This is a genomic window from Spirulina subsalsa PCC 9445 (assembly GCF_000314005.1).
GTDB classification, from domain to species: domain Bacteria; phylum Cyanobacteriota; class Cyanobacteriia; order Cyanobacteriales; family Spirulinaceae; genus Spirulina_A; species Spirulina_A subsalsa.
This window is the reverse complement of sequence record NZ_JH980292.1, coordinates 1,515,892-1,527,444: the sequence shown is the minus strand read 5'-3', so window position 1 is coordinate 1,527,444 and position 11,553 is coordinate 1,515,892. Positions and strand designations below refer to the sequence as shown.

Here is an 11,553-nt window from a genome sequence, read left to right as displayed (position 1 = left end):
CCTCAACAATAGGCGCTGATATCTTCGCCGCATTCATCGGCTAAGTAACAGAGGGCGCGGAAACGTAACCCCACGAATTGCTCGTAGAAGGGGTTAAATTTGCACAAGGGGGGAATATGGAATAAGGTTTTGCCGAAGAGCTTAATATCGCGTTCAAAGGGGCATTGAGCGGGAATCCAATGACAGATTCCATGGGCGAGCTTAACGTTTTTTACGTCTAAGTCGTCCATCCACTGCTTTAAGGGGGAGAGGAGGTCAAATGAGGGTTTTTTACTAAGGGGTTGAGGAGTAGTTTGAGCGGATATAGTAGCCGTGGATTCGGTTGTCCAACTACTAAAAATAATTTGCTTAATTGTATAACCTGTTACATCAACCATGGTCTTTTTTTGCTAGGGGTTTTTGCCAATAACCGACTCTCTCTTTGCTCTACCCAAGGGTTCACTTGTTTTCCGGATGACAAGGGGTTTAAACCTAGAAAAATGGGAAATAGCAGAGCCTCAAAGCTAGTGATTTTATGGCACTGAGCGGATTTCGGGGCAGATTGTTCCCCAGGGAAAAACCTCTGTTGATCTCTGGAGAAAAATCGGCCGGGAATTTTCAGCCGAGGGGGAGATTAATGAGGTTTAGTGGGTATGGATAGAGGGAACAGTTTGACCCAAAGCAGACACTCTTTCAGGATACTCTTTTCTGAACCCTTTTCTCTTTTTTATTGTGTCTCGTTTTGCCGGAGGTTGATGTGTTTTTTATCACAGCTTAGGGGTGATGAATGGGGGCGATTTTAGGGGTTGGGATCATCATCAAGGGGAGAATCTGGACTATCGGCGATCGCATCTAATACCCCACCATCGAGCAAAGGCGTTGAGGACTCAGGTTCTGGGGGCATTTCTAAGGTGAGATCCTCTGGGGCATGAGGTTGAGGATCGTAGCGGTGAATGCGGATTTGATGGAGTCGGGGGCCTTGGGCAGAAACGACAGTAAATTCTAAATTGTCATAGTGGAGGGTTTCCCCTTGGTTGGGGATTTTCTGGAGTTGATAGAGTAAAAAACCGCTTAGGGTTTGGTAGTCGTCGGTGACGGGCAATTCTAAGCCCAGCAGTTCGTTGACTTCTTCTAGATCCATTTGAGCTTGTACGAGGAAGGTTTGATCGTCGAGCATCTCAAAGGTGAAGTCATCGGGATCTTGGGGTTCATCTTTCCCCCCAATAATCTCGGCAATTAAATCCTGAAGGGTGACTAATCCGGCGGTTCCCCCAAATTCATCCACCACCATGACCATTTCTAGGTGCGATCGCTGCATCAGGGGTAACAGTTCACTCAGGGGCATCACTTCCGAGATAAAACGGGCCGGACGCACCCAAGGCTGAATCGGGGTTTCCGGGGCTAAACGCCCTTGAGCGAGGGGAACAGAAAGGTCTTTAAAGTCAATAATCCCCACAATATCATCAAGGGAATCCCCCGTCACAGGATAGCGAGAATGTCCCGTTGCCACCACAGCATTGATTAACTGGCCAAAGGTAGCATTCCGTTGAATGGCTGTCAAACGGGTGCGGGGAACCATCACCTCTTCAGCCAAGACTTCCCCAAATTCAAAGACATTTTTTAACAGTTCTCGTTCTTCCGCTTCCAGTCCGGTAGATTCTCGTTCTGTGGTGATGATGAGTTGTAACTCTTCGGGGGTCACGCGATTATAACCACTATAGCCCGAGTATTGAACCCCAACGCGGCGCAGTAAACAGCGCGTGGACTGATTGAGAATCCAGATAAAGGGGTTAAAAAAACGGGCGATCGCTAAACTCGGAGGCCCCAACAAACGGGCTAACTCCTCCGAATAAATCAGGGCGACAGATTTGGGGCATAATTCCCCGAGGACAATTTGAAGATAGGCGATCGCAAAAAAAGCCGTCATCGTCGCCAAAGAGTGAACCAAAGGGACTTTCAGCACTTCCGCCAAGGGAAAACGATTCATCCCCACCTGCAAAAAGGCGGCCACCGTACTTTCCCCAATCCAGCCCAGCGCCAAACTCGATAGGGTAATCCCGATTTGGGTCGTCGATAACAACCGATCAATACTGCGCTGTAAGGATTGCACCGTCTGGGCTTGGACATCCCCAGCCTCCACCAACTGATTAATACGCGATCGCCGCACGGAAACCATCGAAAATTCCGCCGTCACAAAAAACCCATTAATCGCAATCAGCAGCAGCACCGACAACAGTCGCGGCCACAAATCCTGAAACGTCAGTTGCGAAGCAACATCCACAGCTAAAATTTTGCCTCCAGAACCGACGCTACACCCCAGACCCGCCCATTTAAACCCACCTTACGCCGTAACAGGGGAGCATAAAAGCCCCGTCCCTTGATAGCGGGGAGTGTCAACCATTCTGCCATCTGTCATTTAAGCTTGCTATTTTCTTCCGTCATTGTGCCTTAGAACCTAGCGAATGGGAATATCTGCCAAATTCAATTCCAACGTGCGATCGGGATAATCCGTCAACAACAAGGACAACTCCTTAGAATCCGTCAACAACGCCGTCGGGATTTTCACCGTCCCCGAAAAACTTTGGCCATTAGCGGGCAATTCCCCCGGCAAACCATCAGTAATCGCACTCAGCGCCCGCCCTTGCTCATCTTTCACCTCTAGAAAACTATAGAGAAAACGAACCATCTGGCGACCTTCATTTTTCAGATTCACCGTCAGCAGCAACGCATCCCCTTCTTGAGACGCTTGGGTAATTTCCATCGTCACCCCTCGTTGTTGATCCCGAATCGGCAAAGAATCCGAGAGACTAATCAACTGAGTATCAGTCGTCGTCTGGGACTCCGTAGCCACCGAGGCATCACCATTCGCCGATTGAGTCGTGGTTTCAGTGGGTTTTTGAGGTTCAACCTTCCCACTCATAACGGCTTCAGCGTGTTTAATTAACTCCTGTTCATCCAACAGCATTCGTAACTCTTGTTCCCCTTCCGGCGGGGTTGTATTCTGAGTTAATTTCTTAGAAGGACTAACATCAGGCTGAGAAACTCCTTTTAAAGCTTTATGACCGAGTGTAAAGCCCCAGAATCCACTGGCCACCCCAGCACCCGCCATGAGCAGGAGCAAGAATAAGGTTAGAACAATCGTCGAATTGACTTTCATAGGAGAATTGTTAAAATACCAGTTAATGATTATCACCCATCACTATACAAAAGTTATTCCCAGAATCGCCAAAATTTCCCGATTAAAATTTCCCAGTCCAGTTCCCAGCAAGTGACGGGTTTTTCCGAGAAGCTTGGAACGAGAGGGGATCTTTGCTTATAATAGTAAGGCTTAACCAGGGTTGGCCGAGCGGTTTAGGCAGCGAACTCATAATTCGCCCTAGGCAGGTTCAACTCCTGCACCCTGGATGATTTTCCCCGTTCCCCTGTTGGGTCTAGCGTAGGCGTGTTATTCAGCAAGCCCTAAACAGAAAAAACGCTTGAGAGTCTGTCCGTGTTTCGACCTCAAGCGCTTTTTCAATTTCTCCTCACACTCTACTTAAGAATACACGAAGTTTTGCGGATGTCAAGACTTTTTTCCCATCTTTACAAAAATTAGGGAACAGGGAACACCGGATCTGGGAACAGGGGGGAGGGGATAGGAGAAGATATACTGCGATTAACCGTATCTATCCCCAGAGGAGTGAATGATGAGTTATGGATTATATCCAATTCTGCCCCGACTCGACGCAATCTTAGGTTTCCTAGGAGGGCCAGTCACAGATCCTGTGGGGATTTTCCTAATTATCATGGCCATTATGCTCGTTGCTCCTCTGATGTTCGAGCGCTTGCGGATGCCGGGGATTGTCGGCCTGATTTTAGCGGGGGTGTTAGTGGGACCCAACGGATTAGGGATACTTCAACGAGACAGTACCATTATCCTTTTGGGAACCGTAGGATTGCTGTTTTTGATGTTTTTAGCCGGGTTAGAAACCAGTTTAGACGACCTAAAACAGAATGCCAATCAAGCGCTAGGATTTGGGTTTGCCACCTTTGCCGTGCCGATGTTGATGGGGACTTTTGCCTTTTTGGGATTGGGGTATGGTTTCCTTGCCTCTATTTTAGTGGCTTCCTGCTTTGCCTCTCATACCCTCCTATCCTTGCCTGTCGTGAGTAAATTGGGGATTATGCGATCGCCAATCGTCACCACAACACTAGGAGGCACACTCATCACCAACGTTCTCGCCATCTTAATCCTAGCCATTGTCGTCAAAGCACATCAAGGCGATTTAACCCTAACCTTTTGGCTCATTCTCATCCCCGCCTTAACCCTTTATACCATTGCCACCCTCTGGGGAGTCCCCCGTGTAGGACGTTGGTTTTTTCGCCGTTTTGGACATGATGAAGGCGCAGAATTTCTATTTGTCGTTGCCACCCTCTTTGTTGTTTCCTACGTCGCCAAATTAATCGAAATTGAACCCATTATTGGTGCATTTTTAGCCGGGATTGCCATTACTCAATTAATCCCCCAACTGAGTCCCCTCATGAACCGCATTCAATTTATTGGCAACACCCTATTTGTTCCCTTCTTCCTCATTTCAGTTGGGATGCTAGTCAACCCCGGTATTCTCATCCAAGAATGGGAATCTTTATTAGTAGCCGGAGTCATGATTACCGTCGCCATTGTCGCCAAATTCATTCCCGCTTGGCTCACAGGATTAATCTTCCATTATCCCAATCCCAGTCGCTTCACCATGTTTGGTTTATCCGTCGCACAAGCCGCCTCCACCCTAGCCGCCATCACCGTAGCTTATAACATTGATTTAGTCGATCAACGTACCGTCAACGGCACCATTGCCATGATTTTAGTCACCTGTTTACTATCCCCTTGGGTAACAGATCGTTGGGGACGACAAGTTAAATCCAGTCTAAGCCAATCCCGTCAAAACACAACAGAATCCTCCCCATTTACCCCAAATAAAACCATTAAATATAGGATCTTAGTCCCCGTTGCTAACCCCAACACCGAAGACAATCTTTTACAATTAGGAATTCTCTTAGCCAAACAAAGTAAAGGCACATTATTACCCTTTCATGTGTTATTAGATCATCTCGGCCCCGTTTCCCCAGAAGATAAAACCCGCCAAGAGCAACTATTAGCCAATGCCGAACAAATCGCTCACGCCGCCGTAACAACTGTAAAAACCATTGGACGAGTTGATGATTCCATTGATAAAGCCATTGTCCGCGCCACCCAAGAAAATAATGCGAGTCTAGTCATTTGTGGATGGAAAGGTTACTCTAACTACCGTGATAATTTTTTTGGTAGTGTGATTGATAATGTCTTACGTCGCTGTCCTGTTCCCGTATTAGTAACCCGCTTTACGTCCCCCTTAAAAACCACCAGACGGGTTATTTTAGCCGTTCCTGACTCAGGAAAGATTCAACCCTATTTAGAGGAAGCCTTACAGATTACGAATACTCTAGCAACGGAATTAAAAGCGCAATTAGAGTTAGTGCAAATTACCCCCAATAATCAACGCATCCCTAATGTGTTGGAAATCCCAGAAACCCTAGATGATATTGCCTTAGAACAAAAACGCGGTAATTTTGTTTCCTCTGTTTTAGAGAAAGTAAACGAGGATGATCTTTTGGTGTTAATTGGCTCATCGGACATTACTTTAACGGGTTTATCTGTCTTAGGAAAAATCCCAGAATCTATTGCGCGCAGTGATCAAAATGTATCCATTATGATCATTCACTATCCAAATCAGTGAGAGGGGAGAGGGAGCAGGGGAGCAGGGGAGCAGGGGAATAGTGGGTAGTGAATAGGTAAAACTCTTTTATTTTAGGGAACAGGGAACAGGGGGGGAGAGTTCCCGGACTCCCAATTCCCAATTCCCGACTCCCGACTCTCTAGGGCGCAAGCATTGCGCCCCTACACCGACTCCCGACTCCCGCCTCTTCCCTCTATCTAAAGGAAGATTCTTCGATCAACCTCTTGACCCCCTTGTATTATGCCTGTAGTATAGTATTATTGGCGCGCAAAAACCCGTCTGCTCGTTTATGCTCAAAAGCACAAGACGCACCATTAAACCGAATCAGAACAACTAAATAATACAACTCAATAATTGTAGGTAGGTGAGAATCATGTCTACCAAAGTGTTGAATATCATCGAACAGATGAAAACCCTAACCTTAGTGGAGGCCGCTGAGTTATTCCGGGAAATTGAACACAATTTTGGCGTAGATGCTTCTCCCTTAAAAGTGAAATTCGAGACTCCGGAAATGGCTGAAACAATGTCTAATTCGGAAATAACAAGTCACTGGACAGCATCTCCCTCTGTTAATAACTCTGCACAAGTTTTTGATGTTGTTTTAGAGTTTATTCCTCCCAACCGGAAAACGGCCATTACTAAAGTCGTTTGGAATGTAACCGGGGTGGGGTTTAAACAAGCTAAATTGATGGTCAAAAAACCTCCGGTTTTATTGAAAGAGTCTATTTCTTCCCATGATGCGATGAACATTAAAAAACATCTAGAGTCTTTTGGGGCGAAAGTCTCTCTTCAATGAGCCAAAATTCATTACAAGGTAATAGGCAATAGGTAATAGCTCAAAACTCTTGCCTTTTGCCTATTGCCTCTTTCTGACTCCCGTCCCGAAAAATTTCCTTTTGCAGACCACTCTAATTAAATTGGTTGCTGTTTTGTTGGGTTGCGCGGTTGCTTCACCTAACCTACGGAACTGGTTGCTGTTTTGTTGGGTTGCGCTTTCGCTTCACCCAACCTACGGAATTGGTTGCTGTTTTGTTGGGTTGCGCGGTTGCTTCACCCAACCTACGGAATTGGTTGCTGTTTTGTTGGGTTGCGCTTTCGCTTCACCCAACCTACGGAACTGGTTGTTGTTTTGTTGGGTTGCGCTTTCGCTTCACCCAACCTACGGAACTGGTTGTTGTTTTGTTGGGTTGCGCTTTCGCTTCACCCAACCTACAGATTTCATTCTTTTTTGTGTTTCATATTAGGGATAATTTTCATTTGTCTTATGTCTATTTTTCTAAAAATGGCCAGCCTAAAAATAGAGCAACAATTGTGGCAGAAACGCAAATTTCACCAGATTTAATTTGTTTAAAGGTTTCGGGAAAAGGCATTAAAACCACTTCTAATTCTTCATTCTCATCTAAATGTTGCGTTCCTTCTAGCACCACATTCTCAGCTAAAAAAATATGCACTTGGTTGGTGTCCTGCACTGGACTATCATGAACCGTGGTTAGTTTTGACCACTGGGAGGAAATATAGCCCGTTTCTTCTTCTAATTCCCGTTGTGCGGCCGTTAAACTATCCTCCTCGGTGGGATCAAATTTTCCGGCGGGTAATTCCAACAAAATCTTTTCTACGCCGTGACGATATTGGCGGACAAAAACCACATCTTGCTGGGGGGTGACAGGTAACACAAGGGCAACATCTGGCCGCAAATTGATAAAATAATCATCAAGGATCTTGCCACTGCTTAACTGAACGGTATCTTGGCGAATGGTACACCATTCATTCTGGATAATCCATTTTGAATTGAGTTTTTGCCATTTGCGGATTGAGGTCATGTCTTTTTCTGTTCTCTAGGGGTGAATACTGCTCAAAATTCTATGCAAATTCAGGTTCAACAGTTCACGGTGCATAAAAAAGTCCCCCTAACGATTAGTCGCGGCACCCAAGGGGAAAATACTAATCTCTGGATTCAAATTGAAGAGGAGGGGATTACAGGGTGGGGTGAATCAACTCCCTTTTCTGTGGCGGTGGGGGATAAAATTACGGCTCAGAGATTGGCGGAACAGGTGGAGGGGTTAATTCCCTATTTAAGCCCTTTTGCCCCTTGGGAATGGCAACACCTTGAGGGGGTTTTCCGGCAGTTTAAGCCCCATCCGGCGGTACAAGCGGGGATTGACTTGGCTTGTCATGATTGGCTGGGAAAACGGGCGAATTTACCCCTCTGGCAAATGTGGGGGGCGGATTTAAGCCGCGTTGTGCCTACGTCGGTGACGGTGGGGATTAGTTCTCCTGAACTGGCACGGCAACGGGTGCGCCAGTGGCGGGAGGTGACGGAAACGCGGGCAATTAAGGTTAAGTTAGGTAGTCCAGAGGGGATTGAGGCGGATAGGGCGATGTTGCAAGGGGTGCGTGAGGAAGCGCCGGAAGCGGAGTTAACGGTGGATGCTAATGGAGGCTGGACGTTGGGGGAGGCGCTGGAGATGATGCCGTTGTTGGTGGCGCTGGGGGTGCGTCATTTGGAACAACCGTTAGGGGTGGAGGATGAGGGGAATTATGGGGCGCTGTATGAACGGGCGCTGTTGCCGATTTTTGTCGATGAAAGTTGCTTTACGAGTGGGGATGTGGCACGGTTGGCGGGGGTGGTGCATGGGATTAATATTAAGTTGATGAAGTCGGGGGGATTACGGGAGGCTTGGCGGATGATTCATCTGGCGCGTGGGCTAGGGTTACAGGTAATGTATGGTTGTTATTCGGATAGTTGTTTGGCGAATAGTGCGATCGCGCAGTTGGGAGCCTTTGCCGATTATTTAGACTTAGATAGTCACTTAAACTTGCAGGATGATCCCTTTACAGGGGCCGTCTTACAAGCAGGGCGGCTCATTCCCACCCCTCAACCCGGTTTAGGAGTACAGTTGAAATGCAGTTAACCACAAAACATCGTGTCGCCGTTTTACTTCATCAAGGGATTCACGATGGCACGGGGAAAACGGGATTATCCTTTATCCGCTACGGTATCGCCCCGGTGGTGGCGGTGATTGATGCAGACTGTGCGGGGGAATCTTTGGCGCAGGTGGCGGGGATTGAACAGGATATCCCTATTGTGGCATCGGTGGCGGAGGCTTTAACCTATGAGCCGGATGTGTTGTTGATTGGTTTAGCGCCGTCGGGGGGGCTTTTACCGGAGGATTGGTGGCAGGAGGTTAAACAAGGGGTTTTAGCGGGGTTATCGGTGGTGAATGGTCTACATACCCCGATGGTGACGATGGTAGAAGAGTTACCGAGTCAACGGTTAGCGAAAGGTCAATGGATTTGGGACATTCGCCAAGAACCGAAAGGGTTAGGCATTGGCGGGGGGCGGGCGCGTTCTCTGCCTTGTCAACGGATTCTGACGGTGGGAACGGATATGGCGGTGGGGAAGATGTCCACCAGTTTGGAGTTGTGGAAGGCCGCCCAAAGAAAGGGCATTAAAACGGGGTTTGTGGCGACGGGACAAGCAGGGTTAATGATTGCCGGGAGGGGGGTTCCCTTGGATGCGGTGCGGGTAGATTTTGCGGCGGGTGCGGTGGAAAAGGCGGTGTTGGAGGTGGGGGCGGATTGTGATTTGCTGTTGATTGAGGGTCAAGGGTCGTTACTCCATCCCGGTTCTACGGCCACTTTACCGTTAATTCGGGGCAGTCAACCCACGGGCTTGATTTTAGTCCATCGGGCGGGGCAAAAAACAATCAATCGTTGCCCGGATGTGTCTATTCCTCCTTTGCCGGAGGTGGTGCGTTTATATGAGACGGTGGCCAGGGCGGGGGGGGCTTTTGGGGAAACTCCGGTGCGGGGTATTGCTTTAAATACGTTCCATTTAGGGGCAGAGGAGGCGCAAGAGGCGATCGCACAAATCAGGGAGGAAACGGGTCTACCCTGTACCGATGTCGTCCGCTTCGGGGGGGAGGTTCTCTTAGCTGCGCTTGATGGGGAATCGGGAATAGGCAATGGGCAATCTGGACAAGTTAAGACCCAAATTTAGAAGTCAAGGTGTCGGGAATCGGGAGATTGCCTAAACAAAAAGAGCGATCGCCGATTGACCATCGCTCCTATTCGCATCTTCCCTTCCATTTTAACCATTCAGTGAGTCAGTGATCCCTAACGGCGAGTAACAAGTGGTAACATCGCCCCAATCAGTAGGCCTACACCCACCCCAAACGTGAGCAAAACCCCAAAAGGAATTTCAACGGAACTAAAAGTTAAAAAGTTTAGGGAAACGGGGGTAATATTTTGAATCGAAATCACAGCGATAGTCACGAACCAAGCCGTGATTAAGACGGAAATTAGGACATTACTCAAGGTTCTCATCATTGCACTTTGGACATATGCTTTCTTTCTCAACCAGCCCTAAGAAGACAAATCATCGGGAGTTCCTGTTTTCTTCCCCTCATCTGTCTCCTGATATTCTAGTTCACTGGAATCCGGGGTTTCCGTTTCTTCTAATACCCCATCCCACGTTGTGGCGGTTGGTTTCTCCTCTGGTTGAAGGTTCTCCACGGCCTCCCCTTCTGCTTCTCCTGCACTGGTTTCAATCCCATCCTCTCCTACTTCCCCACGTTTCTCCTCATCCAGTGTCATTTCGGCAAGGATTGGCTCTGGGGCGGGAGTATCAGTTCGGGAAGGTTCGGCACCCTCACTGATGGGTTCTGGGGCATCTGTAGCCGTCTCTGCGTCGTTATCCGGTTCTGGGGCGGGAGTATCAGTTCGGGAAGGTTCCGCACCCTCACTGATGGGTTCTGGGGCATCTGTAGCCATCTCTGCGTCGTTATCCGGTTCTGGGGTGGGAGTATCAGTTCGGGAAGGTTCCGCACCCTCACTGATGGGTTCTGGGGAATCGGGTTCAAGGGCGGCCTTGCCTTCCGTTTCTGTTTCCCCTTCAGTCGTAGGGGCTGAATCTTCAAGGGTGGCGACCATTTCGGTTGTCTCAGAGGCGGCTGGCTCGTCCGTAGAACCCGCTTTTGGCGATTTTTTGAAGAAATTAGTTAACGGACTCAACAAGCCCTGAATCGAGAAACCTTCCACCTTCTCCTTTAACTCTGGGGAGACTTCCGTTTGTTGAGCGCTGGGAGTTTTTTGTCGTCGCAGGATTAAAGTTTGTCCACCCAACCAGACTAGCAAGGCGACGCTAGCGGTCTGACCCAGTAGGACTCCCCCAGTGATACGACCTGCACAAAGCCATAACACCAGAGCATAAAATAACCCGACACCACTCCAGATAAAATCATTTTTGCGGTGGACTTCGGGAAAAAAGAAGGCAGCCATATAGAAGATGAAACTACCCAGTCCTACAATTGCGGCTAGGATATTGGCCAGCATTGGGATGAATCCTCCTTAAAGATTGCCGGGTCGTGGGAACAAGCCCTAATACTAGCTAATTGAAACATTTTTTGGGAACTTGGGGAAATGATATGATAGCCCTGTACTTGGACGCAAAGAGAAAACGGCTATGGGTGAAGCAAAACGTCGGAAAGAAGCCCTTGGGGATAAATACGGGCAAGAGGACACTATTTTACCTTGGCTGCCCATTACCAAGACCCAAGCCGACCAATTTATGAAAATTACCACCAAGGGGGCTTGGATTGGCATTGGGCTGCTCGTCGCCGTTTGGTTAACGGTGCGTGTGATTGGCCCCGGTTTTGGTTGGTGGGAATTGAATTAGCATGGCAAGGGAACGGGGAATCGGGAGTCGGGAGTCGGGAATCGGGAGTCGGGAGTCGGGAGTCGGGAGTCGGGAGTCGGGAATAGTTAATAATTATCAACTCCCCCTCTCCCCTGCTCCCCTGCCCCCCTGCTCCCCCTTCCC

General features: G+C 48.4%; 12 protein-coding genes and 1 tRNA gene. 6 read left to right on the top strand and 7 right to left on the bottom strand.

The window, feature by feature from the left end:
• Window positions 1-2: 2 nt before the first annotated feature.
• From SPI9445_RS0107145 to SPI9445_RS0107130, 4 genes are all read right to left on the bottom strand, one after another.
• Complete coding sequence (locus SPI9445_RS0107145) at window positions 3-377, bottom strand: Mo-dependent nitrogenase C-terminal domain-containing protein (RefSeq protein WP_017304053.1); 375 nt, start codon at window positions 375-377, stop codon at window positions 3-5.
• 401 nt (window positions 378-778) lie between these two features.
• Complete coding sequence (locus SPI9445_RS24705; protein ID WP_164674479.1) at window positions 779-2,260, bottom strand: hemolysin family protein; 1,482 nt, start codon at window positions 2,258-2,260, stop codon at window positions 779-781.
• A gap of 2 nt (window positions 2,261-2,262) precedes the next feature.
• Window positions 2,263-2,388: a hypothetical protein gene (locus tag SPI9445_RS31595; protein ID WP_017304051.1), complete on the bottom strand. Its 126-nt coding sequence runs from the start codon at window positions 2,386-2,388 to the stop codon at window positions 2,263-2,265.
• Window positions 2,389-2,434: 46 nt separating this feature from the next.
• Window positions 2,435-3,136 carry a hypothetical protein gene (locus SPI9445_RS0107130; protein WP_017304050.1) on the bottom strand — a complete coding sequence of 234 codons (702 nt, stop codon included), beginning with the start codon at window positions 3,134-3,136 and terminating at the stop codon, window positions 2,435-2,437.
• Between the two features lie 175 nt (window positions 3,137-3,311).
• Here SPI9445_RS0107130 and SPI9445_RS0107125 point away from each other — a divergent pair.
• The 3 genes from SPI9445_RS0107125 to SPI9445_RS0107115 all read left to right on the top strand — a co-directional run bounded on the left by SPI9445_RS0107125 (window position 3,312) and on the right by SPI9445_RS0107115 (window position 6,528).
• A tRNA-Ile gene (locus SPI9445_RS0107125) sits at window positions 3,312-3,384 on the top strand.
• A 281-nt stretch (window positions 3,385-3,665) separates the two neighbouring features.
• The gene (locus tag SPI9445_RS0107120) at window positions 3,666-5,732 is read left to right on the top strand and encodes a cation:proton antiporter domain-containing protein (RefSeq protein ID WP_017304049.1); all 2,067 of its coding nucleotides are present in this window, start codon (window positions 3,666-3,668) and stop codon (window positions 5,730-5,732) included.
• 373 nt (window positions 5,733-6,105) lie between these two features.
• On the top strand, window positions 6,106-6,528 hold the full coding sequence (locus SPI9445_RS0107115; protein WP_017304048.1) for a ribosomal protein L7/L12: 423 nt from the start codon (window positions 6,106-6,108) through the stop codon (window positions 6,526-6,528).
• A 472-nt stretch (window positions 6,529-7,000) separates the two neighbouring features.
• Here SPI9445_RS0107115 and SPI9445_RS0107110 read toward each other — a convergent pair whose 3' ends face one another.
• Window positions 7,001-7,552 carry an NUDIX hydrolase gene (locus tag SPI9445_RS0107110; RefSeq protein ID WP_017304047.1) on the bottom strand — a complete coding sequence of 184 codons (552 nt, stop codon included), beginning with the start codon at window positions 7,550-7,552 and terminating at the stop codon, window positions 7,001-7,003.
• 42 nt (window positions 7,553-7,594) lie between these two features.
• Between SPI9445_RS0107110 and SPI9445_RS0107105 the strand changes: the two genes are divergently transcribed.
• Both SPI9445_RS0107105 and SPI9445_RS0107100 read left to right on the top strand, forming a co-directional pair.
• Window positions 7,595-8,644 (top strand): dipeptide epimerase, encoded by a 1,050-nt coding sequence (locus SPI9445_RS0107105; protein ID WP_017304046.1) that lies wholly within the window; start codon window positions 7,595-7,597, stop codon window positions 8,642-8,644.
• A complete protein-coding gene (locus SPI9445_RS0107100) occupies window positions 8,635-9,732 on the top strand; it encodes an N-acetyltransferase DgcN family protein (protein WP_017304045.1) in 1,098 nt (365 codons plus the stop codon). Before SPI9445_RS0107105 ends, SPI9445_RS0107100 begins: the two co-directional genes overlap by 10 nt.
• A 116-nt stretch (window positions 9,733-9,848) precedes the next feature.
• On the opposite strand, the gene SPI9445_RS0107095 is transcribed toward SPI9445_RS0107100, so the two are convergent.
• Window positions 9,849-10,061, bottom strand: a complete 213-nt coding sequence (locus tag SPI9445_RS0107095) for a LapA family protein (RefSeq protein ID WP_071525263.1) — start codon at window positions 10,059-10,061, stop codon at window positions 9,849-9,851.
• Between the two features lie 36 nt (window positions 10,062-10,097).
• The gene (locus SPI9445_RS27395) at window positions 10,098-11,066 is read right to left on the bottom strand and encodes a Ycf66 family protein (RefSeq protein ID WP_017304043.1); all 969 of its coding nucleotides are present in this window, start codon (window positions 11,064-11,066) and stop codon (window positions 10,098-10,100) included.
• 130 nt (window positions 11,067-11,196) lie between these two features.
• Here SPI9445_RS27395 and SPI9445_RS0107085 point away from each other — a divergent pair, with 130 nt between their 5' ends.
• A complete protein-coding gene (locus SPI9445_RS0107085; RefSeq protein ID WP_017304042.1) occupies window positions 11,197-11,409 on the top strand; it encodes a DUF2839 domain-containing protein in 213 nt (70 codons plus the stop codon).
• The last annotated feature ends 144 nt before the right edge of the window (window positions 11,410-11,553 follow it).

Bases quoted from the DNA above. Each gene is read 5' to 3' on its own strand.
- SPI9445_RS0107145 (WP_017304053.1), bottom strand. From the start codon at position 377: ATGGTTGATGTAACAGGTTATACAATTAAGCAAATTATTTTTAGTAGT.
- SPI9445_RS31595 (WP_017304051.1), bottom strand. From the start codon at position 2,388: ATGGCAGAATGGTTGACACTCCCCGCTATCAAGGGACGGGGCTTTTAT.
- SPI9445_RS0107130 (WP_017304050.1), bottom strand. From the start codon at position 3,136: ATGAAAGTCAATTCGACGATTGTTCTAACCTTATTCTTGCTCCTGCTC.
- SPI9445_RS0107120 (WP_017304049.1), top strand. From the start codon at position 3,666: ATGAGTTATGGATTATATCCAATTCTGCCCCGACTCGACGCAATCTTA.
- SPI9445_RS0107115 (WP_017304048.1), top strand. From the start codon at position 6,106: ATGTCTACCAAAGTGTTGAATATCATCGAACAGATGAAAACCCTAACC.
- SPI9445_RS0107110 (WP_017304047.1), bottom strand. From the start codon at position 7,552: ATGACCTCAATCCGCAAATGGCAAAAACTCAATTCAAAATGGATTATC.
- SPI9445_RS0107105 (WP_017304046.1), top strand. From the start codon at position 7,595: ATGCAAATTCAGGTTCAACAGTTCACGGTGCATAAAAAAGTCCCCCTA.
- SPI9445_RS0107100 (WP_017304045.1), top strand. From the start codon at position 8,635: ATGCAGTTAACCACAAAACATCGTGTCGCCGTTTTACTTCATCAAGGG.
- SPI9445_RS0107095 (WP_071525263.1), bottom strand. From the start codon at position 10,061: ATGATGAGAACCTTGAGTAATGTCCTAATTTCCGTCTTAATCACGGCT.
- SPI9445_RS27395 (WP_017304043.1), bottom strand. From the start codon at position 11,066: ATGCTGGCCAATATCCTAGCCGCAATTGTAGGACTGGGTAGTTTCATC.
- SPI9445_RS0107085 (WP_017304042.1), top strand. From the start codon at position 11,197: ATGGGTGAAGCAAAACGTCGGAAAGAAGCCCTTGGGGATAAATACGGG.